The organism is Faecalibacterium sp. I3-3-89, from assembly GCF_023347275.1.
Classification (GTDB): Bacteria; Bacillota; Clostridia; order Oscillospirales; family Ruminococcaceae; genus Faecalibacterium; species Faecalibacterium butyricigenerans.
Genome location: NZ_CP094468.1, coordinates 858,465 through 883,500, shown reverse-complemented (window position 1 = coordinate 883,500; position 25,036 = coordinate 858,465). Strand labels below are relative to the sequence as shown.

Annotated in this window: 20 protein-coding genes; 8 read left to right on the top strand and 12 right to left on the bottom strand. The window is 60.7% G+C overall.

Translation table 11 applies throughout. The features are described 5' to 3' along the window. The first annotated feature begins 359 nt into the window (after positions 1-359). Together MTP38_RS04195 and MTP38_RS04190 are read left to right on the top strand one after the other, a co-directional pair. Complete coding sequence (locus tag MTP38_RS04195; RefSeq protein WP_249234343.1) at positions 360-1,706, top strand: butyryl-CoA:acetate CoA-transferase; 1,347 nt, start codon at positions 360-362, stop codon at positions 1,704-1,706. Between the two features lie 48 nt (positions 1,707-1,754). Beyond that, entirely contained in the window at positions 1,755-3,032 is a 1,278-nt protein-coding gene (locus MTP38_RS04190; protein ID WP_249234342.1) for an AI-2E family transporter, read from the top strand. A gap of 91 nt (positions 3,033-3,123) precedes the next feature. Here the strand turns inward: MTP38_RS04190 and MTP38_RS04185 are convergent, their stop codons facing one another. Both MTP38_RS04185 and MTP38_RS04180 read right to left on the bottom strand, forming a co-directional pair. Beyond that, positions 3,124-4,551 carry a radical SAM protein gene (locus tag MTP38_RS04185; RefSeq protein WP_249234341.1) on the bottom strand — a complete coding sequence of 476 codons (1,428 nt, stop codon included), beginning with the start codon at positions 4,549-4,551 and terminating at the stop codon, positions 3,124-3,126. 136 nt (positions 4,552-4,687) lie between these two features. Continuing rightward, complete coding sequence (locus MTP38_RS04180; protein ID WP_249234340.1) at positions 4,688-5,263, bottom strand: TetR-like C-terminal domain-containing protein; 576 nt, start codon at positions 5,261-5,263, stop codon at positions 4,688-4,690. 290 nt (positions 5,264-5,553) lie between these two features. Here MTP38_RS04180 and proC point away from each other — a divergent pair, with 290 nt between their 5' ends. The 4 genes from proC to MTP38_RS04160 all read left to right on the top strand — a co-directional run bounded on the left by proC (position 5,554) and on the right by MTP38_RS04160 (position 9,288). After that, complete coding sequence (gene proC / locus MTP38_RS04175) at positions 5,554-6,360, top strand: pyrroline-5-carboxylate reductase (RefSeq protein ID WP_249234339.1); 807 nt, start codon at positions 5,554-5,556, stop codon at positions 6,358-6,360. A gap of 4 nt (positions 6,361-6,364) precedes the next feature. Continuing rightward, positions 6,365-7,144, top strand: a complete 780-nt coding sequence (proB, locus tag MTP38_RS04170; RefSeq protein WP_249234338.1) for a glutamate 5-kinase — start codon at positions 6,365-6,367, stop codon at positions 7,142-7,144. Between the two features lie 2 nt (positions 7,145-7,146). Continuing rightward, positions 7,147-8,409, top strand: a complete 1,263-nt coding sequence (locus MTP38_RS04165) for a glutamate-5-semialdehyde dehydrogenase (RefSeq protein ID WP_249234337.1) — start codon at positions 7,147-7,149, stop codon at positions 8,407-8,409. A gap of 441 nt (positions 8,410-8,850) precedes the next feature. Next, the gene (locus MTP38_RS04160) at positions 8,851-9,288 is read left to right on the top strand and encodes a methylglyoxal synthase (protein ID WP_227621610.1); all 438 of its coding nucleotides are present in this window, start codon (positions 8,851-8,853) and stop codon (positions 9,286-9,288) included. A 139-nt stretch (positions 9,289-9,427) separates the two neighbouring features. On the opposite strand, the gene MTP38_RS04155 is transcribed toward MTP38_RS04160, so the two are convergent. Further along, positions 9,428-11,446 carry an FAD-binding protein gene (locus tag MTP38_RS04155; protein WP_249234336.1) on the bottom strand — a complete coding sequence of 673 codons (2,019 nt, stop codon included), beginning with the start codon at positions 11,444-11,446 and terminating at the stop codon, positions 9,428-9,430. A 272-nt stretch (positions 11,447-11,718) separates the two neighbouring features. Continuing rightward, a complete protein-coding gene (locus tag MTP38_RS04150; protein WP_227621612.1) occupies positions 11,719-12,417 on the bottom strand; it encodes a response regulator transcription factor in 699 nt (232 codons plus the stop codon). 86 nt (positions 12,418-12,503) lie between these two features. On the opposite strand from MTP38_RS04150, the gene MTP38_RS04145 reads away from it, so the two are divergent. Continuing rightward, complete coding sequence (locus tag MTP38_RS04145; protein ID WP_249234335.1) at positions 12,504-14,300, top strand: sensor histidine kinase; 1,797 nt, start codon at positions 12,504-12,506, stop codon at positions 14,298-14,300. Positions 14,301-14,494: 194 nt separating this feature from the next. Here the strand turns inward: MTP38_RS04145 and MTP38_RS04140 are convergent, their stop codons facing one another. The 3 genes from MTP38_RS04140 to murD form a co-directional block, all read right to left on the bottom strand. Then, positions 14,495-15,757: a methionine gamma-lyase family protein gene (locus MTP38_RS04140; RefSeq protein ID WP_249234657.1), complete on the bottom strand. Its 1,263-nt coding sequence runs from the start codon at positions 15,755-15,757 to the stop codon at positions 14,495-14,497. Positions 15,758-16,220: 463 nt separating this feature from the next. Continuing rightward, positions 16,221-16,979 (bottom strand): GNAT family N-acetyltransferase, encoded by a 759-nt coding sequence (locus tag MTP38_RS04135; protein ID WP_249234334.1) that lies wholly within the window; start codon positions 16,977-16,979, stop codon positions 16,221-16,223. Beyond that, complete coding sequence (murD, locus tag MTP38_RS04130; RefSeq protein WP_249234333.1) at positions 16,976-18,376, bottom strand: UDP-N-acetylmuramoyl-L-alanine--D-glutamate ligase; 1,401 nt, start codon at positions 18,374-18,376, stop codon at positions 16,976-16,978. The genes MTP38_RS04135 and murD overlap by 4 nt, the downstream gene beginning before the upstream one ends. A gap of 335 nt (positions 18,377-18,711) precedes the next feature. Here murD and MTP38_RS04125 point away from each other — a divergent pair, with 335 nt between their 5' ends. Further along, on the top strand, positions 18,712-20,280 hold the full coding sequence (locus MTP38_RS04125) for an ABC transporter substrate-binding protein (RefSeq protein ID WP_249234332.1): 1,569 nt from the start codon (positions 18,712-18,714) through the stop codon (positions 20,278-20,280). A 131-nt stretch (positions 20,281-20,411) separates the two neighbouring features. Here the strand turns inward: MTP38_RS04125 and MTP38_RS04120 are convergent, their stop codons facing one another. From MTP38_RS04120 to MTP38_RS04100, 5 genes are all read right to left on the bottom strand, one after another. Next, positions 20,412-21,185 carry an amino acid ABC transporter permease gene (locus MTP38_RS04120; protein ID WP_227620404.1) on the bottom strand — a complete coding sequence of 258 codons (774 nt, stop codon included), beginning with the start codon at positions 21,183-21,185 and terminating at the stop codon, positions 20,412-20,414. A 1-nt stretch (position 21,186) separates the two neighbouring features. Then, positions 21,187-21,927 carry an amino acid ABC transporter permease gene (locus MTP38_RS04115; protein WP_249234331.1) on the bottom strand — a complete coding sequence of 247 codons (741 nt, stop codon included), beginning with the start codon at positions 21,925-21,927 and terminating at the stop codon, positions 21,187-21,189. Positions 21,928-21,975: 48 nt separating this feature from the next. Further along, the gene (locus MTP38_RS04110; RefSeq protein WP_227620402.1) at positions 21,976-22,878 is read right to left on the bottom strand and encodes a transporter substrate-binding domain-containing protein; all 903 of its coding nucleotides are present in this window, start codon (positions 22,876-22,878) and stop codon (positions 21,976-21,978) included. A 132-nt stretch (positions 22,879-23,010) separates the two neighbouring features. Next, positions 23,011-23,736, bottom strand: a complete 726-nt coding sequence (locus MTP38_RS04105; RefSeq protein ID WP_249234330.1) for an amino acid ABC transporter ATP-binding protein — start codon at positions 23,734-23,736, stop codon at positions 23,011-23,013. Positions 23,737-24,006: 270 nt separating this feature from the next. Continuing rightward, the gene (locus MTP38_RS04100; protein ID WP_227620400.1) at positions 24,007-24,954 is read right to left on the bottom strand and encodes a phospho-N-acetylmuramoyl-pentapeptide-transferase; all 948 of its coding nucleotides are present in this window, start codon (positions 24,952-24,954) and stop codon (positions 24,007-24,009) included. Positions 24,955-25,036 lie beyond the last annotated feature (82 nt).

The following is a 25,036-nucleotide window of genomic DNA, read 5'->3' as shown; positions in this document are numbered from 1 at the left end:
ACACATTAAGTAAACCATATTGTCAAAATTTTATCAAGTCTTTTTTCAAAAAAATTTGTTTTTGTCGTACCAAATTATCCCCACAAATTGCTAAGATTTTTAGTCACCTTGTCCGTAGGGCTATTTTTTGCGAAAGGGGGCTTGATTCTGCTCTTTGTTAATGTTATAACTAAGTTGAGCAAGTCTGCCTCTGCCGGAGGCATCCGTCCTGCTGTTTCCAAGGATACCGCCGGGATGTGATAAGCCGGTGTCAAAACTGGAAACGAACGGTAAATTTCCGGCAAAGATCTTTGTTCCGCAGGAATGTAAATGGTAAATTTACAATTCTTTTATGTTATTATAGGAGAGGATGGTTTATAATGGATTTTAAGGAAATGTACGCGCAGAAAAAGATGACCGCCGAGCAGGCTGCCGCGCTGGTCAAGAGCGGCGACTGGGTGGACTACGGCTGGTGTGTCAACACCCCTGTGGCCGTGGACGCCGCCCTTGCAAAGCGCCTGCCGGAGCTGGAGAATGTCAACTTCCGCGGCGGCATCCTGATGTGGGTGCCCGAGATCTTCCAGATCGACGATCCTGCTGCCCACATGACCTGGAACAGCTGGCATATGGGCGGCATCGAGCGCAAGGCCATCGCACAGGGCTTTTCGTTCTACTCCCCCATCCGGTATTCTGAGCTTCCCCGCTATTACCGCGAAAGCCCCGACCCGCTGGATGTCGCCGTCTTTCAGGTGACGCCGATGGACGAGCACGGCTACTTCAACTTCGGCCCCAGCGCTTCTCATCTGGGCGCTGTCTGCGAGAAGGCCAAGAAGATCGTCGTCGAAGTCAACACCAATATGCCCCGCTGCCTCGGCGGCATGGAGAACTGCGTCCACGTCTCCCGGGTCACCGGCATCGTGGAGGGCAGCAACCCGCCCATTGGCCAGATGGCCGCTGCCGGCCCCGCTTCTGAGGTCGATCTGAAGGTCGCAAATCTCGTCGTGCCCCAGATCCCCAATGGTGCCTGCCTGCAGCTGGGCATCGGCGGTATGCCCAACGCCATCGGCAGCCTCATCGCCCAGAGCGACCTGAAGGACCTCGGCGTCCACACGGAGATGTACGTCGATGCCTTTGTGGACATCGCTAAGGCCGGCAAGATCACCGGCGCACACAAGCAGCTGGACAAGGGCCGTCAGGTCTACGCCTTCGGTGCCGGCACCCAGAAGATGTACGACTACCTCAACAACAATCCCGAGTGTATGTCCGCCCCCGTCGATTACACCAACGACATCCGCAGCATCTCCGCACTGGACAACTTCATCTCCATCAACAATGCGGTGGACATCGACCTGTTTGGTCAGGTGAACGCGGAGAGCGCCGGTATCAAGCACATCTCCGGTGCAGGCGGCCAGCTGGACTTCGTGCTGGGTGCCTACCTCTCCAAGGGCGGCAAGAGCTTCATCTGCCTGTCCTCCACCTTCTTTAATAAAAAGACCGGCCAGCTGGAGAGCCGCATCCGTCCCACGCTGGAAAATGGCAGCATCATCACCGACACCCGCGCCAACCTGCATTATCTCTGCACCGAGTACGGCTGCGTCAACCTCAAGGGCCTGACCACTTGGGAGAAGGCTGAGGCCCTCATCAACGTGGCACACCCCGACTTCCGTGAGCAGCTCATCAAAGAGGCCGAGAAGATGCACATCTGGCGCCGCAGCAACAAAATCTAAACATCGCCGTATCGGCTCCTGCCGTCTGCGGCAGGAATGGAGTCTCACATGATGGACAAAAAACCGCACATCAAGCCCTACATCTACGGAATGTTGGCGGGCTTTGGTGCGATAAGCCTGAGCATCCTCTTTTTCTTCTTCATCTACCGCTTCGACGGCTTCGGCGACGCCGTCTCCACCATGACCGGCATCCTGATGCCCTTCATCTATGGTGCGGTCATCGCCTACCTGCTCAAGCCGGTGTGCAACACCATCGAGAACTTTCTGCACCGCATCTTCCCCCAGAAGATGCACGGTCTGGCCAATATGCTGGCCATCGCTGCCACCCTGCTCTTCGGCATTCTGGTGGTCTACGCGCTGGTGATGATGGTGGTGCCGCAGGTCATCTCCAGCGTCACCTCCCTCTACTACACGGCCCAGACCAGCATCGCCCGCTTCATGCGGTGGGTCAACACGCAGGACGTCTTTCTGGACAATGCGACCCTGATGGGCTACTTTAACGACGCTTACGATGCCATCACGAGCAATCTGGCCTCTCTGCGCACCACCCTGCTGCCCTCCCTCCAAAACCTGCAGGGCATCCTGAGCAGCGTGGGCGTGGGCGTCATAAACGTGGTGATGTGGTTCAAGAACCTGCTCATCGGCCTTATCGTCGCGGTCTACCTGCTGGCCAGCCGCAAAAAACTTGTCAAGCAGGCCAAGATGATCCTTTACAGCATCTTCAAGCCCCGCTGGGCGCAGCTCATTCAGGAAGAAGTCCTTTACGCAGACCGGATGTTCGGCGGCTTCATCAACGGCAAGATTCTGGACTCTGCCATCATTGGCGTGCTCTGCTACTTTGCCTGCATCGTCTTCAAGTTCCCCAGCGCTCTGCTGGTATCCGTCATCATCGGCGTCACCAACGTCATCCCCTTCTTCGGCCCCTTCATCGGTGCGGTCCCCGCCACCCTGCTCATCCTCATCCAGAGTCCCATCAAGGCCCTCTGGTTCGTGCTCTTCGTTCTGGTGCTCCAGCAGCTGGACGGCAACGTCATCGGCCCGAAGATCTTGGGCAACACCACCGGACTTTCCAGCTTCTGGGTGCTCTTCTCCATCCTGCTGTTTGGCGGGCTGTGGGGCTTCGTGGGCATGATCGTAGGTGTGCCGCTGTTTGCCGTCATCTACGACATCATCAAGAAGCTGGTGTTCCATGGCCTCCGCCGCAACGGCCAGCTCGGGCAGGTAGAAACCTACCATGAAGAGTTCGGCGACCCGGATGACCCGGCTCCCGCCCCTGCCGAAGCAGAGAGCGGGACCGAGATCGTCATCGACTCCGGCGAAGAATAACAAGAACAAGCCCCCATCCTCCCGGCTGCCTCAGCCGGTGAAGATGGGGGCTTTTCTGCGCATTTTTATTCCAGTGGAAAGACCGATAAAGTCATTTCGCGGTGGTGGGTCTCCAGTCCTTGTAGTTCTCGTACCGGCTCTCCCGGAGCGTGACGTGAGACCAGATCTCGTCGGCCACAGGCTGCCAGTCTGCCGCATAGGCCGCACACTTGTCGCAGAGGTGGTCTACGGTCTCGGGGGACTGCAGATCCGTGCTGTGGGCACCGGTGTCGTGGACCATCTTCCGCAGCAGCTCGGGATTTTCCAGCATCGGACAGGGCCGCAGGTGGTTTTTATTGAAAGGCTGCCCATTGTGATAGGACATGAAGAGGGGGCTGCGGAGGATGTCGAGGATGCTGCTGTCGTGGATGTTGGCGTTCGAGTAGTGGATAAAGACGCAGGGTTCGGCGTCGCCCGCCGAGTTGATGTGGAAGTAGTTGCGTCCACCTGCGATGCAGCCGCCCACGAACTCGCCGTCGTTCTGGAAGTCCATCGGGTAGAACGGGATGTCGCTCTTCTCCGAGCGGAGATACCGGATGCGCTCCAGCATATACTTGCGCTGGGCCGGGGTGGGCATCAGTTCGGGCGCAGCCTCGTTGCCTACCGGCATGTAATGGAAGTAGAAGCCGAAATGCGCGCCCTTATCGCAGAGCATCCGCATGAAGTGGTCGCTGGTGACGGCCTCAAGGTTGTCCCTCGTATAGCAGATGGACGTCCCGAAGAGGATGCCGTGGGCCTTCAGCAGGTCCATCGCGTGCATGACAGCGGCATAGTGCCCCTCGCCCCGCCGGGCATCGTTGGTGGAAGGCGTGCCCTCGATGGAGAGCATGAAGGCGATGTTGCCCAGCTTTACCACCTGCTCACAGAACGGCTCGTCGATGAGGGTGGAGTTGGTGTAGATGGCGAACTGCACATCGTTGTGCTTCTCCGCCAGACGAAGGATGTCCGCCTTCCGCACCAGCGGCTCGCCGCCGGTGAGCATATAGAGGTAGACGCCCAGCGCCTTGCCTTCGGTGACGATCTTGTCCATATCCTCAAAGCTGAGGTTGTTCTTGTGGCCGTACTCGCCCGCCCAGCAGCCCACACAGTGCATATTGCAGGCCGAAGTGGGGTCGAAGAGGATGAGCCACGGGATGTTGCAGCGGTACTTGACCCGGTTCTCCCGGATGGTCTTGGTGCCCCGGAAGAATGCCTCATAGCCGAGGTTGAGGGCCGTGGTGCGGGCCACATTGGGGTCTGTCTGGCTGAGCACACAGTTGATGAGCTTCGACCACTTGCTGTCCGGGTCAGCCAGCACGGCGCGGGCGTGCTCGTAGGTCTCCTCGCTGAACGAATCGCCGTAAAACTGCTTTGCCACGTCCACCATCTCGGCGATCGCCTTCTGACGGTCCTTGTTGACATGGGCCAGTGCGACATCCACCATCGTCCCGACAGCAGCACGCTGCACCTTGTGGCTCAGAGAATCCAATGCGGTACTCATAATGTCAGCCTCCTTAGCCGGTTCTTTGCCGGTTTTCTTTGACAATACTTTAACATTTTCTCCGCAAAGGTTCTATAAACAACAAAAGCAGGGTGATAGTTTTTCCATCACCCTGCTTTTGTTGCTCAATTTTTTATCAGTCTGTCTCGATTGATGCTTTTCCATCCGTGCGGAAGCGCTGCAAGGCCCGCTTCAGGTCGCCCTGCATGATGGTGTTCAGGCGCTCGGCCATGATGGCCGGGTCGGCCTTCATGTCGCGGCGGATCCATTCCAGCGCCAGCCCCACGAAGCCGTACTTGTAAAAGTCGATGATGAACTGCTTGTCTTCCTCTTTTACCGGGATGTTCAGCCGCTCCACGAATATCCGCAGCAGCGGGTCCAGCATCTTACAAAGGTACTGCTCCACTTGTTCGCGGCTGACCGAGCGGTAGACGTTCAGCACCAGCACCCGATTAGCCTGCACCTTTTCCAGCATCTCCCGGAGCGCCCCGCTCCACGTCTCGAAATCCTGAAGTCCCTCCAGCGCCTCGGCGGCATCCTCCATCAGGATCCAGTCCACAAGGTCATAGATGTCCTTGAAATGATAATAAAATGTCATGCGGTTGACGCCGCAGTCCTCGGTGATGTCGCTGATCGTGATCTTATTCAGGGGCTTGCGGAGGAGCAGCTTTTTCAGCGATGCTTCCAGTGCCCGTTTTGTCGTCTGTGCCACAAGAATGCCCATCCTTTCCGGCCAGAGCCTCTTGCCCCAAGGCTCTCTGCCTGTCCCTCTGCCGCGCGCAGAGTTTTCCAACTTTCATCGGTCATATCTTTATGATACCGCAGACCGTCGGGACAGTGCAAGCATCTTTTCCAACATTTTCATGAACTTTTTGTGTCCCACCGCCGGGTGTTTCCTCTTTATTTCCGGCAAAGGCTGCCTCTTTTCCCCCGCAGCAGAGACAAAATACTTGATTTTCTGCCCGGCTGTGCTTAAATGGAAAGCAGAAAGGAAGGGTAAGTATGAGAAAGACCATCGGATTTTTAGGCTGCGGCAACATGGGCGGGGCCATCGCCCGGGCCGTCTGCAAGGCAACCGACCCCCAGAGCGTCTGGCTGGCCAACCGCACCCCCGCCAAGGCGGAGGCGCTGGCCGCAGAGCTGGGCTGCAATACCACCAGCAACGACGAAGTCGCAGGCCGCTGCGATCTTATCTTCTTGGCCGTCAAGCCTCAGATGATGGAGGAGCTTCTTGCCCCTCTCCGCTTCACGCTGGCCGAGCGGCCGGGCCGCTTCGTGCTGTACAGCATGGCGGCAGGCCTGTCCATTGGCCGCATTCAGGAGATGGCCGGCGGGGACTACCCGGTCATCCGCATCATGCCCAACACCCCGGCCTCTGTGGGGGCAGGCATGATCCAGTACTGCACCTCCGGCGTCACCGCCGAGGAGGAGGCCGACTTCCTCCGCCTGATGGCCCCCGCCGGGCGGCTGGACGCCGTGCCGGAGGCCCTCATCGACGCGGCCAGCTGCGTGTCCGGCTGCGGCCCGGCTTGGGTGTACCAGTTCATCGAGGCGCTGGCCGACGGCGGCGTGGCCTGCGGCCTGCCCCGGGCCAAAGCGCAGGAGTATGCCGCCCAGATGGTGCTGGGCAGCGCAAAGCTGGTGCTCGAGAGCGGCCAGCACCCCGGCGCACTCAAGGACGCCGTGTGCAGCCCCGGCGGCAGCACCATCCAAGGCGTCCGGGTGCTGGAAGAAAAGGGGATGCGGGGCGCTGTGATGGACGCCGTCCTCGCCGCCTACAATAAGACAAAAGAGATGGGAAAGGGCTGAATCTATGCGCATCGTCGTCAAAGTGGGCACCTCTACGCTGGCCCACGCCACCGGGCGGCTGAACATCCGCCACACCGAGGAACTGGTAAAGGTCCTCAGCGACCTGAAGAACGCCGGGCATGAGGTCATCCTCGTGTCGTCGGGTGCCATCGGCATGGGCGTGGGCAAGCTGTCGCTGCCCGCCCGCCCCACCGATATGTCCTCCAAGCAGGCCTGCGCCGCCGTGGGCCAGTGCGAGCTGATGTATGTTTACGACCGGCTCTTCAGCGCCTATGACCATACGGTGGCCCAGATCCTGCTCACCGGCGTGGACGTCGAGCACGCCAGCCGCCGGGAGAACATCCAGAACACCCTCACCCGGCTGCTGGAGCTGGGCGCACTGCCCATCATCAATGAGAACGACACCGTGGCCACCGATGAGATCACCTCCATCGGCGACAACGACACCCTCGCCGCCATCGTCACCTGCTGCATCAAAGCCGACCTTCTGGTGCTGCTGAGCGACATCGACGGCCTCTACACCGCCAACCCCCACACCCACCCGGATGCAAGGCTCATCCCGCTGGTAAAAGAGATCACCCCTGAGGTGATGGCTCTGGCCGATGGGGCCGGGTCGGCGCTGGGCACCGGCGGTATGTCCACCAAGCTCCGCGCCGCCCGGATGGTGACGTCCAGCGGGGCCGACATGGTCATCGCCAACGGCGCCCATCCCGAGCTGCTCTATGACATCGCCGAGGGCCGTGCCGTCGGCACCCGCTTTGCGGCCCACAGACAGGAGGCATGACCATGACCACACAGGAGATCCTTGAGGCCGCCCGCGCGGCCAAGACCGCCGTCGCCCTCTCGGACGGCACCACCCGGAACGCCGCCCTCTGCGGGATGGCCGACGCCCTCGGCACACCGGAGCATCTGGACGCCATCCTCGCCGCCAACGCTGAGGATATGGCTGCTGCCAAGGGGAAGATCAGCGACGTCATGCTGGATCGCCTCGCTCTGACGCCCCAGCGCGTCGCGGCGATGGCCAAGGGTATCCGGGACGTCGCCGCCCTGCCCGACCCGGTGGGCCGGGTGCTGAGCCGCATCCAGCGGCCCAACGGCCTCCTCATCGAAAAGACCGCCGTGCCGATGGGCGTCATCGCCATCATCTACGAGAGCCGTCCCAACGTCACCAGCGACGCCGCCGCACTCGCCATCAAGAGCGGCAACGCCTGCATCCTCCGCTGCGGCAAGGAGGCGTGGCGCTCGGCCAACGCCATCGTGGCCGCCCTGCGGCAGGGCCTGCGGGCCAACGGCCTGCCCGAAACGGCGGTCTGCCTCATCGAGGACACCACCCACGCCTCGGCCAACACCCTCATGACCGCTGTGGGGTATGTGGACCTGCTCATCCCCCGGGGCGGGGCCGGACTCATCCGGGCCTGCGTCGAGAACGCAAAGGTCCCCTGCATCCAGACCGGCACCGGCATCTGCCACATCTTCGTGGACGACACCGCCGACCAGAACAAGGCGCTGGACATCATCGAGAACGCAAAGGCCAGCCGCCCCAGCGTCTGCAATGCCGAGGAGGTCTGCCTCGTCCACAGCGCCATCGCGGCCGGGTTCCTGCCGAAGCTGGCCCAGCGCCTCGGCCCGGACCGCACCGCCAAGGGCCTGCACCCGGTGGAGCTGCGACTGGACCCGCGCGCCGCCGCCCTCATCCCGGGCACACCCGCCGGGCCGAAGGACTTCGACACCGAGTTCCTCGACTACATCCTCGCGGTGAAGGTCGTGGACAGCGTGGAGGAGGCCGTCGCCCACATCGCGGCCCACTCCACCGGCCACAGCGAAGCCATCCTGACCCGGACCGACGCCCACGCGGCCCTCTTTACGGCTGCCGTGGACAGCGCTGCCGTCTACGTCAACTGCTCCACCCGCTTCACCGACGGCGGCGAGTTCGGCCTCGGCTGCGAGATGGGCATCTCCACCCAGAAGCTCCACGCCCGCGGCCCCATGGGCCTCGGCGAGCTGTGCAGCTACAAGTACATCATCCGCGGCGACGGTCAGGTCCGGTGATCTTTTGACAAGACCGCCGCTGCGATAAAAATTTTCTTCATTTTTCACGACAGGCCGGGGCCAGACGCCTCGGCCTGTACTTTTGTTTCATTCGAATGGACTGTTTTTCTGCAGGATACACTTTCGGCTGAAAAAATTTTTACAAATTCATCGGAAAATAAATTCTTGTATCCAAATTTTCGCCATTCTCCACAAAGCTATAGTCATACTTTCCCCATTTTGTCTCGCAAAAATCACAACAAACCTCTTGACATCCGAGCTTTGAGCGGGTTAAATTTAAGATGAAGGTATAATTCAACACCATCTTACTTGTTTGGTCTGTTTGTTGAGAGTTGTTCTCCACGAGGCTTCAGTTTTTTAAGTCGTTTTCTATCCGGGGACACTTTTCCGAGCATATCCGCCCACCCACAACACTATACTTGGAATGAAGGAGAGAGCGTTATGACGATTGCTATACTCGCACATGACTCCCGCAAAGAACTTGCACTTCAGTTCTGTACCGCCTACAGTGGAATCTTATCCCGCAACACGGTCATTGCCACCGGTACCACCGGTCGGATGCTGGCGCAGGCCACCGGTCTGCCCGTGCACTGCTACCTCTCCGGGAAGCTGGGCGGCATCCAGCAGATCGCGGCCCGGGTGGCCTGTGACGAAGTAGACCTTGTGCTCTTCTTCCGCGACCCCCTCAAGCAGGAGACCGGCAGCAGCAACGAGCAGAATCTGCTGCGGCTGTGCGATATGCACAGCGTGCCCATCTCCACCAACATCGCCACGGCCGAGGTTCTGCTGCGCGGCCTCGATCAGGGCGACCTCGATTATCGTGAGGGCATCCACCCCGACATCACGGAGCCTCTGCCCGTCCACCGGGCCGTGTGCTGAGGCTGTTTTTTGAGACATCGACCCATCTGGTGTTTTTTTGTGTATAGAGGGTTTCGAATAACGAAAGACACCGCAGAAGTTTGCGCTTCTGCGGTGTCTTTTCATTTTATCCTGTGCTCAGGCAGCACGGAGGGACGACTTATTCCAGACCGCCCATCTGTTTGATGGCCTTGATGGCAAAGGTCAGGGTGCGGCCCATTGCCACGCCTGCCATCAGGCAGGGGTAGTTGTTGGCGAAGAAGGAACCGGACATATCGCCGGTGACGTACAGGCCGGGCATGGGCTTGTTGTCGTTGTCGAGAGCCTGACCCTTATCGTTGATGGCGATGCCCTGCTCGGTGCACAGCAGGGAGGCACCCAGCCAGCAGCCGTAGTAGGGGGCGGTGCGGATGGCGCTCAGGCGGTAAGCGGGCTTGCCGAAGTCCTCATCCTCCTGCTTGTCGTACAGCTCATTGTAGCGGTCAACGGTAGCGAGGAAGGTGTCTTTTGCCTCACCGGTGAAGCCCAGCTTGTCGGCCAGCTCCTCGATGGTGTCGCAGACGAACAGAGTGCCGGCTGCGACCGCCTCATCGACCTTGCCCTGGAAATACTTCTCGCCGCCGGCACGGGTCTGGGCAGAGCAGCCGATGGTGTGGAAGCGCTTTGCGTCCTCCAGAATATTGGCGTCGCAGATCTGTGCGTAGACGCGGCCCGGCTGGTGGGCAGCAGCATAGACGATGTCGTTGTAGGGGCTGCTCTCGTTGGCGAAGCGCTCACCGTTGCGGTTGACCTTCAGGAAGGGCTGGGTGCCGGGGTTGTACTGGCGGATGGGGCCGGGGAAGGCCTTGCCGCCGAAGGCAGAATCGCTTGCCACATAGCCGCCGTCCACGCCGGGAGCCACGATGCCGCGGTCGAACAGCATGGGAGCTGCTTCCTTGTCGAAGTTTGCGCCGGCCCAGACCGCAGCACGGATGCCGTAGCCCTTATCGGCCGGAGAGTAGGAGCAGGCGGTGGTGACGGAGGTGCCCAGCGGGTCCAGCTGCTCCATCATGTAGGGGTTGCCGGGGAAGCCGCCGCAGGCCAGCAGGACGCCCTTGTTGGCGTTGTAGCGGATGAAGTGGTCGTCCTCGGTGCTCTGGGCGATGACGCCGGTGATGCGGCCGGTCTCGTCCTTCTCCAGCTTTGCCAGAGAAGTCTTGAAGTCCACATCATAGCCCAGCTCGCGGATGTAGTCCAGCAGCAGCTCGTTGCGGGCTGCGCCGGAGCTGCGGTCGTAGGTGTACTCGATCTCCGGGTACATATAGTCGGTGTTGTGCTCGGCGTTCTCGGCGGGCCATCTTGCCTCATCGCCGTAGGTGTAGATCATCTTGACGCCGTACTTGTCCTCCATGATGGAGCGGATGAACTCGATCATCTCGCCGGACTCGTTGATCCAGGTCTTGACGACGCGCTGGTCGCACTTGCCGGAAGCGTAGCGGGACACCTCGCTCAGGAGCTTTGCGCGGTCCATCTTGATGCCCTGTGCCTGTGCGCCGAAGCCGTCCACCGCGCCGACCCAGTGGCGGGTATCCTGCACATTGCCGTTCTGCTCGATGACGCGGAAGTTCAGACCGTTGGCGGCTGCGTAGGCAGCTGCGCCCATGCCGCCGTTGCCCGCGCCGACGATGAGGATGTCGGTGTCCACGGTCTCAGTGATGGCAGCCTCGTCGATGTCAGGCTCCTTGCCCAGCCAGTCGGTCTCATCGCCGGTGGGCAGCTGGACGGAGGTCACAGCAGCCTCGCCCTTGGCCTGTGCGTAGCAGCTCTTGGCGGCCTTCATGACAGCGTCGGAGGTGATGGTGGAGCCGGAGACGCCGTCGATCTCGGCAGAGCCGGCGGCCATCAGCTGCTCGCGCAGCTCGTCGGCAGCGGCAGCGCCGTAGGAAGCAGTCTCGCCGGAGGTATCGACCACAACATCGGTCACAGCGCTGTCAGAGAAGGTCATCGTGACCTTGACGGTGGAAGAGATGCCCTCGGCAGTGCCCTCATAGGTGCCGGGGATGTAGGTACCGGCTGCGCCGGAGGAAGCTGCGGTGGAGGAGCTGGCGGTGTTGCAGGCAGCCAGTGCACCGGCAGTCACACCGGACATGGCGGCCGCGGCAGCGATCTTCAGAAAACCTTTGCGGGAGATCTTATTCATTTTGCGTAGACCCTTTCTTCTCGTTCTTCTTTATTCTTGCTCATAGCTCCGTGCGGCGGCAGACCTTCTCGCGCTGCGCCCACATCGTTCGACAATAATTTAACACAAATGCAGGGGTCTGTCTTTTAAGAATCCTTAAACTTCTCCGCTGCCGTTCGGTCTGATTTTCGTCCCAAAGGCCGTTTTCGTTAATTATTTGCTTAACAAATCACAAAAAGAGCGCCGACTGTTTAAGTTTCCTTAAAAAGTCGGCGCTCTCATTTAAACGATTCTTAAGCCCTCTCCCCCTCCGGCTGGAAGACGTATCCCTTTCCCCAGACATTTTTTAAGTAGACGGGCTTCGCGGGGTCCGGCTCGATCTTGCTGCGGAGGTTATGGATATGGACCTGCACTGTCCGTACATCGCCGAGGCTGTCCTTGCCCCAGATCTTCTGGTAAAGCTCATTGGCCGTAAAAAAGGTGTTCGGGTAGCGGACAAAGAGGGTCAGGATGCGGTATTCCATATCAGCCAGATGGACGCTGCGGCCGTCCTTCTCTACGCTGTGGCTGTTGGCGTCCAGTGTGAAGGCCGTGCAGTGGTAGCCGTTGACGCTGGGTTCTGCGCCGTCCATCTGGACCCGGCGAATGTTGGCCATAATGCGGGCCAGAAGGATCTTGTTGTTATAGGGCTTGGCCAGAAAGTCATCGCCGCCCATTTCCAGTGCACGGACGATGGTGTCAGTGTCGTCCAGACAGGAGGTGAAGATGATGGGGCAGTGGTGCCAGCTTCGCAGGCGCTGGCAGAGGTCTACTCCGTTGGTGTCCGGGAGAAGGATGTCCATCAGGATGACATCGAACCTCTCCCGCGCATGGCTCAGCGCGTCGCCGCCCGTCTCCGCACAGACCACCTCGAAATTCTGCTGGCTCTTTAAAAAATAGCAGGTGGTGTCGCGGATCACGGGGTCATCTTCCACCAACAATACGCGGATCATCCCTGTCAGCCCTCCCCTTTTTTCGCACGATTTGATATACTATAGTATACCTTATTTTTCTTACATCCACAAGGGGAGGCATCGCCATGAAGCAAAAATGGCCCATTCTCATTTTTTCCGCCCTGCTGACGGCTTTCATCGTGCTGGCCGGCATCTGGGGCAATGCACAGTTCCAGCAGCTGCCCAGCGGCGGCGTCCTTACGGCCCAGCAGGCCGCCAAGGGCATCGCGCCGGATGGCTGGCGGCAGGAGGCTCCCGGCCAGTGGCATTTCACCTTCACCGCCGGGGAGGATCTCTCGTCTCTCACCCTCTGCGTCACCAATACGGCAGCGCCGCTGGAGGTCGAACGGCTGACCGATCTTGCCCGCTCGGGCGAGCTGTACGCGCTGGATGTTACACCCGGCGAAACGGTGGAGCTGGTATTCGCCTGCCGCCGCAGCCCCCAGACATGGCTGATGTCCTCGGCCTTCGCCGACCGGGCCTTCCGTTCCCGCACCCTGACCCAGCTCATCACCCTGACGGCTTTTGTGACGATGGGGGTGGTGGTGCTGGCCCTCTACCACTATAAGCACCAGCCGGAGCTGGGGTATTTTCTGCTCTACCTTGTCATCATGAGCGCGTGGGCGCTGATGGTCTTTTTCTTCCCGGCCATCCGGAGCGGCCCGCTTCAACTCGTTCTCCGCTCTTTCTTCGCCTTCACGGTGCTGGCCTCGGCGCTGCTGGCTGCGGGGTTGCTGGGCATGGAGCTGCCCCGCTCCGGGCGGGGGCTTCTCGGGCTCATCGCGGGCTGTGCCGTTTTCTTCCTGCTGGGCATGAACGACTATTCCCCACTGCGGTTCGGGATACTGGCGACAGGTATGTTCTTCTGCCTCTATCTCCTGATGGCCGCTGTGAAGGCAGGCTATGAGGGGGCCGGACTGATGCTCCTGCCCTGCGCCGTCACCACCGGTTTCCGGATCTGGGCGCTGCTGCCCGGTCTGGACAGCCCCTTCTTCGTGGAGTCCGTCCCCTTCTACCTGCTGCGCTGTTCCCGCCTCTACGACCTGCCCTTTGCCATCGGCTGCATGGTCTTCGTCTGCCGCCGGTTCGCCCTCCTCTTCGACCGCACCGAGCAGCTGGCCCGGGAGCTGGACGCCCGGGTGGCCGAGCGGACGAAGGAGCTGACCGCCGAGACCGATGCCCGCAAGAGCATGATGCTCAATATCTTCCACGACCTGCGCAGCCCCCTGTTTGCAGTCAGCAACGGGCTGGAAACGCTGGAATCTGCCCCCGAGGCCCTGCCTGCCCTTCTGCCCGCCCTGCGCCAGCGCGTCGAGTTCCTGCGGCGGCTGACGGAAGACCTCTTCCTTGCGGCCAAGCTCGAGCAGAAGCAGCTCCTGCTCAACGAGGACCGCGCTGCGCTCAACGAAGAAGCCGCCGCCGTCTGCGCGGCCTGTCAGAGCGAGGCCGACCAAAAGGGTGTTGCGCTCTGCCTCAGCGCCGACGTTCTCCTGCCCGTCTGGGGCGACAGCGTGCGGCTGCAGCAGATCCTCCAGAACCTCGTGACCAACGCCATCCACTACACCCCCGCCGGGGGCAGCATCCATGTGGTCTGCCGCGCCGAGGGCGGGACGGCCTGCGTCAGCGTGCAGGACACCGGTTGCGGCATCGCACCGGAAGATCAGGGGGCCGTCTTCGACCGGTATTTCCACACCTCTGCCGACAAAAAGCACGACTCCACCGGCCTCGGCCTGACCATCGCGCAGGAGCTGGCCCGCCTCCATCACGGCGAGATCACCCTGCAAAGCGAAGTCGGCAGGGGCAGCATCTTCACGCTGAGGCTGCCGCTTCTGAATATCGAAGAGTATAGCAGTTTGCGCTTTTATCGCAAGACAAGAAATTAGTGCAACATTCAAACAGCATATTTGCGATATGCAATTCAACGCTGTTGCTGTTGCATTAAAAAGTTGAATTGCTATAATGCACAAGACCCGGAACCTTTTCAGGGCCAGAGTGGCTCAGAGAGGTTCCGGGTCTTGTGCTATTTCTTTGTGTAGACCGCTATCGCATTTTTATCTTGCAGCAGCTTCTTCTACACTCAATCCTTGAAATACGCATTCTGCACCGCCAGCAGGACGCCTGCGCGGCTGGCGGCGAAGTTCAGGCCGCCCTGCAGATAGCAGGTGTACGGCTCACGCAGGGGGCCGTCGCAGGAAAGCTCGATGGTGCTGCCCTGCGTGAAGCTGCCGCTGGCCATGATGACCTCGTCGGTGTAGCCCGGCTCGGGAGAGGGTTCCGGAGCGGCATAGCTGTCCACGGGGCTTGCGGCCTGCACGCCCCGGCAGAAGCCGATGAGGGCGTCTGCCGTACCGGCGTCAAAGCAGGTGACGATGTCGTTGTGGGCCTCGCAGTAGCGGGGGATGGGCTTTTTGCCCACCAGCTCCAGCAGACACTGGGCATAGATGGCCGTCTTGATGGCCTCGCAGACCACGCCGGGGGCGTAGTAGAAGCCCAGATACATATCGCGGGGCGTCTCGAGGGTGCAGCCCAGCTCTTTGCCGAGGCCGGGGGCGTTCAGACGGTAGGCGCACAGCTCCACGAGGTCTTTCCGGCCTGCGATGTAGCCGCCGGTGGGGGCGATGCCGCCGCCGGGGTTCTTGATGAGGCTGCCCACCACGAGGTCGGCACCGGCCTGACAGGGTTCCTCTTTCTGGGTGAACTCACCGTAGCAGTTGTCCACAAAAACGATGATGTCGGGGTTTGCGGCGCGGGCGGTGTCGGCGACCCTGCGGATGGTGTCGAGGTCGAAGGCGTTGCGCTGCAGATAGCCGCGGCTGCGCTGGATGTGGCACACCTTCGCGCCCGGGGCCTTCTGGGCGATCAGCTCATAGTCCGGGGTGAAGTCCGCCTTCAGCGGCGCTTCGTCGTACCGGATGCCGTAGTCCATCAGGGTGCCGGTGCCCTTGCCCTTGCCGTCCAGACCGATGACGCCTTCCAGCGTGTCGTAGGGACGGCCCGTGGCGGCCAGCAGGGTATCGCCCGCCCGCAGCAGGCCGAAGAGGGCCACCGCCAGCGTGTGGGTGCCGCTCTGAAACTGGCTGCGCACCAGCGCATCCTCCGCGCCCATCACCTCGGCAAAGATCTGTTCGAGCTTGGCGCGGCCGCTGTCCCACAGGCCGTAGCCGGTGGTGCCCAGCATATCGGTGGAGGACATCTGGGTGTCCGCAAAGGCTTTCAGCATCTTGAGCTGGTTGTAATCGCGGATGTCCTCCATCTGCTTGAAGTAGGGCTGGCAAAGCGCAAGGGCCTTTTCGTCCAGCGCCAGAACTTCGGGTTTGTAATCGAAAAATTGATTTAACATTGACATGATATTGGTTCCTTAGTTTTTCTGTTTTTTTATTCGCGGCATCTTCGCCGTAGTCGCTCCGCTGGGCCAGAAGCAGAGAGGTAATACCAGCTGCGAAGCAGCAAATCGGAGAAACGAGAAAAAAGCGCAACAGCGACGACCGCCGCCTGCGGCGGATACAGGGAGGAGCTGTTGGGGCCGCGGTCAGCAGGACACGAGTGCCGCTCAAGGCACGAAGTGGACGCTGGGCACCGCAACCCGTCTTAGCGCAGCGGCTAGCTTTTTTCCGTTTCGACAACTCCTTCGGGATTATCAAGGGCGAGCAGCCCTTGATTCGTGCCTCCCGCGCCTCGAAAGTAGCGGGTGCTTTTCTGGTTCTCTTTTGGCACGCAAAAGAGAACTAAGCCCTACCGCAAGAGCAATTTAATCCGCGCTGCCAGCGCGCAGCTCCACCGCACTTTATTTGAGCCAAAAAAACTTACTGCGACGTGTATCTCGCATACTCCCCCAGCTTCTCAAAGCCGAGTCGGGTATAGAAATGCACCCGCTCGGGGCTGCACAGAAAGACGGGCATCCACCCCTCTGCCGAGAGGGCATTGGCCATCCCAACGATGAGCCGCCCGCCGATGCCGCGCCCCCGCAGGGCCTCGGCCGTCTCGCCGCAGGCCATATAGGCCTGCCCTTCCGCCAGCGCATAGGCTCCCACGGTGCAGACGATCTCCTCCTCCCGTTCCAGCGTCCAGACCCGGGCAAGGCCCCGGCTGCGCTTGGAACACAGCTCAGAGTAAAAGTCATCCCGTTTGCCGGGGCGGTCGGGGAAGAGCATCTCCGCTGTCTTTCCGGCCGCAGGCTCAGTGTTCTTTTCGAGGCTCTGCCAGAGGGCGGCGTCTGCCTCGGGCAGAGGCAGCTGCCGCCCCGGCGGGAGGCCGAAGACTGAGAGAGTCTTGGCCCGCTTCCAGCCTGTGGGCGGCGGACACTCGGCCTCGTCCAGCACCACGGCCTCACAGCCGCAGAAGTTCAGGAATCCCGCCAGCTCGTCGGGGTTGACGTGGCCCGCCAGCCATGCCGTGCTGCCGCCTACATCCAGCGCCAGCGTCGGCCCGGCGAAGAAGCGGCCCGGCTGGCTTTTGCCGAAGAGTGAGAGCGCCAGCGGCATCGTCGCTCCAAGACAGAGCTTTTCCCGGCAGGCGTTGAAAAACCGCTGCCGCTGGCGGGACGTTTTGACCTGTGCGATCACTTGAGGGCGTTGACGATCTTCTTGAACTCGCGGCCGCGCACCTCAAAGTTGGGGTAGAGGTCAAAGGAAGCGCTGGCCGGCGAGAGGATGATGATGTCACCGGGCTTTGCGCAGGCGCGGGCCAGCTCCACGGCGTGCTGCATATTGTCGGCGTGCCGGATGGGCAGCTCAGCCTCGTTGAAGTTCGGGTCCTCGCGCACAGCCTTCTCGATGCGGGGGCCGGTGGCACCCATCAGCACCAGATCCTTGACATGGGCGGTGATCTCCGGGGCCAGCGGCTCATAGGGGATATGCTTATCGTAGCCGCCTGCGATGAGGATGACCTTCTGGTCGAAGCTGCGCAGGCCGGCGATGGTGCGGGTGGGGCTTGTGCCGATGGAGTCATTGTAATAGGTGACGCCGTCCAGCACCCGCACCGGCTCGATGCGGTGCTCCACGCCGGTAAAGCTGCTGCCCACCAGCTGGATGGCCTCCACAGGCACCTCGCCCCAGACGGCTGCGGCAGCGGCCAGCAGGTTCTCGATGTTGTGCAGACCCCGCAGCTTCACGTCCTTCTGGGCGAGGAAGGGGGTCACGACGCCGTTCTCGGCCATGCAGAGCATCCCGTCGTCCCGCAGGAATGCGCCGTTGTCCGTCTCGTGCAGGCGGGTGAACCAGACCTGTGTGCCCTTGCAGTCCTTCTGCATCGAGCGGCTGATCTCGTTCTCATAGCCCAGCACCGCGCGGCAGGGCTGCTTCTGGTAGAGCAGGATGTTCCGCTTTGCGTCGATGTACTCCTGCATATCCTTGTGGTGATCGAGGTGGTTGGGGGTCACGTTGGTGACCACCGCGATGTCGGGGCTTTGGTGCATACTGATGAGCTGGAAGCTGGACAGCTCCACCACCGCCACATCGTCGGGGCTGACCTCAGGCAGCATGGGCAGCAGGGCTGCGCCGATGTTGCCGCCCAGATGCACCCTGCGGCCTGCGGCCTCATAGAACTTGGAGATGAGGGTGGTGGTGGTGGTCTTGCCGTCCGAGCCAGTCACAGCCACGATCTCGCAGGGGCAGAACTGGAAGAACAGCTCCACCTCGCTCGTGACCATCGTGCCCGCAGCCATCGCGTCCTGCAGCGGCTTCTCAAAATAGCCCACGAAGCCCGGGGTGCGCATGATGATGTCCTGCCCCTTGAAGCCGTCGAGATAGTTCTCACCGAGGCTCAGGCGGATGCCCAGCTCCTTGATGGTGGCAGCGTAGTCGCCGAACTCCTCCACGCTCTTTTTCTGGTCACAGAGCGTGACCTGCGCCCCCAGCTCCACGAACTCCCGGATGAGCGTCTTATGGCTGACGCCCGCGCCGATAAAGGCAACTTTCTTGCCCTTGATGAGGTTTGCAAGCTCCTGCTGTTCCTTCTGCATAAAAAAGGCCCTCCTCTATAAATATAAATATATTACGATCGTCCCCCGCCGCACGCCGCCGCAGGAGAAAATTCATTGCCGTCCTCCATTATAGACCATTTGTGCCCGCTTGGCAACGGAAAACCCCAAACCTTGGAACAAAATGTCCGCCCAAATCAACAAAATGTCGATTGTCTTTTCGTTTCGTTTCTGCTACACTTAGTACAACTCTGATTTTTGGCGCAGCATCAGCAGCATTGCGCCCCATCGACCCCAGAGTCTCCCTGCGCCCGGCCGGGTGCAGGCCGATCTTTGAACCTGCTTTTTATGACAAACAGGGCCACCGGCCCGGAAGGATGCATTTCTTGAGACAGTTTCGCCTTATCGCAGCCCTGCTGGCTGCGTTTTTTGTCCTGAGCCTCACCGCCTGCGGCTCCGGCTCCAACAGCTTTACATGGTTCGTGGATTCCATCCCCGCGAACCTCGACCCACAGGTGGCATCCAGCGCCGCCGACGTCATCGCCTGCGAGAACCTCTACAGCGGCCTCGTCCGCCGCACGCCGGACGGCCAGCTGGCCCCCGAGCTGTGCGAACGGTGGGAGGTGTCCGCCGACCAGCGCACCTATACATTTTATTTGAAAGACGGTCTGACCTATACCGCCGCAAAGGGCAGCGCCACCGACTACGCCATCACCGCCGAGGACTTTGCCTTTGCGTTCCGGCGGATGTTCCTTCCCGGAACAAATTCTCCCTATGCCGTGGAGTTTTCCGCCCTCGAGAACAGCGCCGCCGTGCTGGCCGGGCAGATGGCCGCAAGTGCGCTGGGCGTCTCTGCCCCCGAGCCTCTGCAGCTGGTGTTCCGCCTCTCCACTCCCGACGAGACCTTCCTTTCCAAGCTGACGCTGCCCGGCGCGATGCCCTGCGATGAGGAGTTTTTCAACAGCACCCGGGGCACCTACGGCCTGACCAGCGCCTCCACCCTCTCCAGCGGCAGCTTCTACCTCTACAACTGGACGTCCGGCGGCCTCTTCCTTCGCCGGGCCGCCTCCGGGGAGCAGATCGACAGCCTGCGCCTTGTGGAAAACACCAACAACTCCGGCCAGTCCGCCGAGGAGCTTATCCGCAACGAGAAGTGCACCGCCGCCCTCGATGACAGCGGTACCCCCACCTCACTCCAGAGCGTGACCTACTCCGACACCACATGGTCGCTGCTCTTCAACTGCAATTCCATCTTCGCTTCCACAGAGCTGCGGCAGGCGCTGGCCAGCGCGGCGGTCTCGGCGGTGGAAGTACCAGACGGCGGGCTGTTCGCGGAGGCCAAGGGCCTCATCCCCGACGGCCTGACTGTGGACGGCATCGACTACCGGCAGGCGGCAGGCGATGTCCGCCCGGCCCTCGGCGACCCCCGCAGCCTCTACATCGCCGCCCGGGACGGCGGCGTCTCCCCCGCAGACTTTGGCCGCATCTCCCTGCTTCTGCCCTCCGGCAGCGGCCTCAGCGACGCCGCCGAGCAGATCAACAGCGCATGGCAGAAGGAATTTTCCCTTTTCTTCTCGGTAGAGGAGGTGGAGCCGGAAGAGTTCCAGAAGCGGCTCGAAAGCGGCGATTACACCATCGCGCTGGCCCCTGTACAGGCCGAGGGCGGCAGCGTCTACGCCGCACTGGCCCAGTTCTCCCCCACCGGCGGCGGGCTGACCGGCTACAGCGACGCCCTCTACACCACCCAGCTCTCGGCCAGCGCCACAGCCACCGGCAGCACCCGCTGCTCTCTGCTGGCCGCCTGTGAGCGCCAGCTGCTTGAGCAGGCCGTGGCCGCTCCCCTCTTCACCCAGCAGAAGCGCCTGCTCCTCGCCAACGGCATCAAGGGGCTGGTCTTCGACCCCTTCGGCCCGGTGCTGGATGTGACCTACGCGACAAAGAGCTGACCGCTCTCAGCATACTATCCCAATAACACCAAAGACGCCCGGCGGTATCACCCGCCGGGCGTCTTTGGCATTGACAGAACAATGATGGGAAAATAATTGGGAAATGGGAAATTGGATTAGGGCTTGATGATTCATGCGGCCTTTGCCGGGGCAAAGACCAGAGCCTTCTTGCGGCGGTTCTGCATCGAACGGACCACACAGCTCAACGTGAAGTTGATGACGAAGTAGATGACACAGGCCGCACCGAACAGCACCATGACGTCGGAGACGTTCACCGTGCCAAGGCCGTTGTAGGTGCCTGCGGCGCTCAACAGCTGACGGATGCGGGCCATCAGCTCGATGGTGGCCACATTGGCCAGATAGGAGGAGTCCTTGATGGTGGTGATGACCTGACTGAGCAGGGTGGGCACGATGTTGCGGTAGGCCTGCGGCAGGACGATGTACAGCAGCACCTCAACGGTGTTGAAGCCCTGTGCATAACCGGCCTCGAACTGGCCCTTGGACACGCCATTCAGGCCGCCGCGGACGATCTCGGCGATGACGGAGGAGTTGAAAAGGATGAGGGCCAGAGCAGCCTTGAACAGCAGTTTCATCTCCACACTGGTCAGGCCGAACATCTTTCGGGCGAAGAAGTCCGGGCAGGGGCAGAACACGACGCAGATGAAGATCCAGAGCAGGTAGGGCGTGTTGCGGAACAGCTCGATATAAGCCGTAGCGAACCAGCCGAGGATGCGGGACGGGCCTTTCTTGCAGTAGGTGCGGGCCAGCGCCAGCAGAGAGCCGACGATGAGGCCCATGATAACACCCAGCACCGAGATGATGCAGGTGAAGGCCACACCCCGCAGCAGGTAGAGCATGACGCCCTGCTTCGTGAGGATGGAAAGGCTTGCAGCAAGCGTTTTCATATCAGGCAGCCTCCTTCAGCTCCACTTTCTTGTTGGCGGTCTTGAGGTTTGCGTTCACGCTGCCCTTGCGCTTCTTGAGGGAGGCTTCCCAGCGGGCTGCCAGCGTGGACAGCGGGAAGCAGACCACAAAGAAGATGACGCCGCAGACGATATAAGCGGGGGCGTATGCGCCGCCGGTGGAAGCACCGGTGACGAAGCTGTAGGTCACGCTGATGAGGTCAGCACCGCCCACGATGTAGAGGCAGGAGGTATTCTTGAAGAGGTTGACCACCTGATTGACCATCGGAGGGAGCATCACGGGGATGCTCTGGGGCAGGATGATGTAGCCCATCCGCTGCAGATAGTTGAAGCCCTGTGCCTGTGCGGCCTCGAACTGGCCCTTGGGGACCGACTCGATGGCGGCGCGGACGACCTCGCCCATGTAAGCGCCGGTGTAGACGCCCAGCGCGATGATGCCGGTGCGGATGACACCGAGGCTCACGCCTGCAAAGGCCAGCGCATAATACAGGAAGCAAAGCAGCAGCAGCAGCGGGGTATTCTGGATGAACTCGACATAGATGCGGGCGACGATGCGCAGCGGCTTATTGCCGCTGGTGGACATCAGACCCAGCGCAGCACCGATGATAAAGGCCAGCGCCAGTGCGCAGACAGCCGTCTGCAACGTGTTGCCCAGACCCAGCAGAAAGCTCTCCCGATGTGTCCAGACGGTGGACCAGGAATCCAATGAAAACAAGCCAGACATGGCAAGCACTCCTTTCCCTACACTCTCTTTGTTCTGGAAGATCCGGGTTTAGCCCAGACCGTTGTCTTTGATGAGCTGATCGATGGTGCCATCGGCCAGCCAGCCCTTGATGAGGTCGTCGCACACCGTGGAGAAGTCGCTGCCCTTCTTGGTAGCGACGCCGTACTCCTGCGGGCTGAACTCGGCGTCAATGTAGCTGCGGCCTTCGGTCTTGTAGATGGCGAGGATGGACTTATCAACGCAGAAGCCCTGCACCTCGCCTGCGCTCAGTGCGGTGCTGATGGCGGGATAGTCGTCGTACTGACGGAAGGAGATGCCGTCCTTCCAAGTGTCGGCGTTGAAGGTGTCGGCGTCGAAGTTTGCACCGTCCAGCACGCCCTCGTCGATCATGGCCTTGACCAGTGCACGGGCGGAGGTGGAGCCGGAGGAGACGCCCACGACCTTGTCCTTCAGGTCAGCCAGACCCTTGATGCCGGTGGAATCCTCCACCAGAACGGAGACGTAGTCGGTGTAGTAGGGGGTGGAGAAGTCCCAAGTCTTCTTGCGCTCCTCGGTGATGGTAAAGGTGGCCAGAACAGCGTCGATGTCGCCGGAGTCCAGCAGCTCGCCACGGGTGGCGGCGGTAACGGTGGTGAACTCCACGTCCACACCGAGGTGCTCTGCGATCATCTCTGCAAGGCTGTCCTCGAGACCGGTGTACTCACCGGTGAGGGTATCCTGAAAGCTGAAGCCCTGCACGGCATTCTTGACGCCGACCTTCAGGACGCCGCGATCCACGATGGCCTGCGTGTCAGCGCCCAGCGCTGCGGCAGAGGCGGCCGTGCTGCCGGCGGCAGAAGATGCCGTAGAGGCTGCGGTAGAGCTTGCGGAGCCGCCGCAGGCGGTCAGGGCAGCCGCAGCGCCCACAAAACCAGTGACCTTCAGGAAATCACGACGCGAGATCTTTTTCATAATAAACCACTCCTCTTTGTTTTTTCGGCCCGAGCGGCTTTCCCTGTCCGCTCCGAAACGGCCTGTTATCAACAACGGCGTCTCACCACAACTTGTGAGTCCCTGCCGTGTCAACCTTTGTGGTGTTCGTCCTCAGCGGACGATCTTGCTCAGGAACTGCCGGACGCGCTCGTTCTTGGGGTTGGTGAAGAAGTGCTCCGGCGTGCCCTCTTCCACGATCTGGCCGTCCGCCATAAAGACGATCCGGTCAGCGACATTCCGTGCGAAGCCCATCTCGTGGGTGACGACCACCATCGTGATGTTCTTCTCGTGTGCCAGCCGCACCATGACGTCCAGCACTTCCTGGATCGTCTCCGGGTCGAGGGCCGAGGTCGGCTCGTCGAACAGGATGATCTTGGTCTGTGCGCAGAGGGCACGGGCGATGGCGATGCGCTGCTGCTGACCGCCCGACAGCTGGGCGGGGTAGACATCCGCCTTATCCCGGAGGCCGACGACCTCAAGATAATGATATGCCAGCTCCTCTGCCTCCTCCTTGGTCTTGTGGTGGAGCTTCATGGGAGCCAGTGTCAGGTTCTTGAGCACCGTCATGTGGGGGTAGAGGTTGAACTGCTGGAAGACCATGCTCATGTTGTCGCGGACGATCTTGGTCTTGTTCTTGTTGGTCAGCTCCTGACCGTCGATGTAGACGTGGCCGCTGGTCGGCTCTTCCAGAAAGTTCATGCAGCGGACGGTCGTGGATTTGCCGCTGCCGGACGGTCCGATAATGACCAGCTTTTCTCCCTCGGCCACCTCAAGATTCACATCCTTCAGGACGTGCAGGTCGCCGAAATACTTGTCAACGTGTTCGAGTTTGATCACTGTGATCCCCGCCTTTCCCTATCCTAGTTCTGTCGTCCGTGCTCTAGCGCCACGGACAGCGCATCCGGTGCGGCTTTCCCGGACCGCACACAAAAACGAAAAAACAAAAAAGGCGCAAAGTGAACACGTTCACTTAAGCGCCTTTGCTTTCGTTAGCTAAAGTATAGTCTTTTTCCGCTCAACTTTCAATCCATAAAGTGCAACAAAAATCTGAACGGTCTTATCTGCATTTTGGAAAGCTGCACAAACATCATACTTAAAATCCGTAAATCAACGGACCATCAGCAGGAGCAGCGCCGACGCAACGGCCTGCAGGATGAGCCAGCGGGCCACCACCTGCTCGTCGCTCCAGCCCAGACGCTTGCGCACATGGTCGTGCAGCGGGGTGAGGGTGTTCCGGAGGATGCTGATGTGCAGGAAGCGCTTGAAGCTGATCTTCAGGATGCCGAGGCTGCCGTCCACGATGAACACCAGCGCCGCCAGCAGGAAGGCGAAGGGATGGCCGCTCTTGAGGGCGAGGATGGCGAGGAAGAAGCCCATCGCACGGCTGCCGGCGTCGCCCATCAGGAGGCTCGAGGGCTTGGCGTTGGACCACAGGTAGGCCAGCAGCGCACCGATGAAGACGATGGCTGCGGTGGAGTAGTCGCCCAGCTCCTCCCCGTAGGCCAGCAGGAAGGTGCCGATGCTCACCACCGCAAGGCTGGCAGACAGGCCATCCACGCCGTCGGTGCAGTTGACCACGTTGATGCTGGCCCAGATGAGGATGACGATGAGCAGCAGGTAGAGCGGGTACGGGATGGCGAAGGTCATGCTCAGGAAGTGCACCGCCGTGCTGTTGAAGTTCAGGTAGGTGACACCCGCCACCACTGCGATGACAAAGTCGATAAGTCCCTTCTTGTACTCGTTCCACGCCGTCTCGGAGGCGTCATCGAAATAGCCCGAGAGCATGGAGGCGATGAGCAGGACAGTATAAATAAGGTATTCCACCTTAAAAGGCACCACCGCCAGCGTCACCAGCGCGATGCAGAGCACAAAGATGAGTCCCGAACCCCGGGCCTTGCCCTTGGAAAGCTCGCCGTTGACCGCGAAAGCACGGCCATGGTCGTGGGGGAGCTTGTCGTGGAAGACCGAGTCCATCAGGGCGGTCAGGGCAAACGCCAGCAGGAACGCCAGCGCGTCCACGGTCTGCTGGCCGGTGGCTGAAATAAGCTGCAGCATATTTTAAACCTCTTTCAATGATATTCTTCTTACTCCGAGAGTGTATCACGCCGGGGCCAAAAAATCAATCACCCGGTCATAA

Bases quoted from the DNA above. Each gene is read 5' to 3' on its own strand.
- MTP38_RS04195 (WP_249234343.1), top strand. From the start codon at position 360: ATGGATTTTAAGGAAATGTACGCGCAGAAAAAGATGACCGCCGAGCAG.
- MTP38_RS04190 (WP_249234342.1), top strand. From the start codon at position 1,755: ATGATGGACAAAAAACCGCACATCAAGCCCTACATCTACGGAATGTTG.
- MTP38_RS04185 (WP_249234341.1), bottom strand. From the start codon at position 4,551: ATGAGTACCGCATTGGATTCTCTGAGCCACAAGGTGCAGCGTGCTGCT.
- proC (WP_249234339.1), top strand. From the start codon at position 5,554: ATGAGAAAGACCATCGGATTTTTAGGCTGCGGCAACATGGGCGGGGCC.
- proB (WP_249234338.1), top strand. From the start codon at position 6,365: ATGCGCATCGTCGTCAAAGTGGGCACCTCTACGCTGGCCCACGCCACC.
- MTP38_RS04165 (WP_249234337.1), top strand. From the start codon at position 7,147: ATGACCACACAGGAGATCCTTGAGGCCGCCCGCGCGGCCAAGACCGCC.
- MTP38_RS04160 (WP_227621610.1), top strand. From the start codon at position 8,851: ATGACGATTGCTATACTCGCACATGACTCCCGCAAAGAACTTGCACTT.
- MTP38_RS04155 (WP_249234336.1), bottom strand. From the start codon at position 11,446: ATGAATAAGATCTCCCGCAAAGGTTTTCTGAAGATCGCTGCCGCGGCC.
- MTP38_RS04150 (WP_227621612.1), bottom strand. From the start codon at position 12,417: ATGATCCGCGTATTGTTGGTGGAAGATGACCCCGTGATCCGCGACACC.
- MTP38_RS04145 (WP_249234335.1), top strand. From the start codon at position 12,504: ATGAAGCAAAAATGGCCCATTCTCATTTTTTCCGCCCTGCTGACGGCT.
- MTP38_RS04140 (WP_249234657.1), bottom strand. From the start codon at position 15,757: ATGTTAAATCAATTTTTCGATTACAAACCCGAAGTTCTGGCGCTGGAC.
- murD (WP_249234333.1), bottom strand. From the start codon at position 18,376: ATGCAGAAGGAACAGCAGGAGCTTGCAAACCTCATCAAGGGCAAGAAA.
- MTP38_RS04125 (WP_249234332.1), top strand. From the start codon at position 18,712: ATGCATTTCTTGAGACAGTTTCGCCTTATCGCAGCCCTGCTGGCTGCG.
- MTP38_RS04120 (WP_227620404.1), bottom strand. From the start codon at position 21,185: ATGAAAACGCTTGCTGCAAGCCTTTCCATCCTCACGAAGCAGGGCGTC.
- MTP38_RS04115 (WP_249234331.1), bottom strand. From the start codon at position 21,927: ATGTCTGGCTTGTTTTCATTGGATTCCTGGTCCACCGTCTGGACACAT.
- MTP38_RS04110 (WP_227620402.1), bottom strand. From the start codon at position 22,878: ATGAAAAAGATCTCGCGTCGTGATTTCCTGAAGGTCACTGGTTTTGTG.
- MTP38_RS04100 (WP_227620400.1), bottom strand. From the start codon at position 24,954: ATGCTGCAGCTTATTTCAGCCACCGGCCAGCAGACCGTGGACGCGCTG.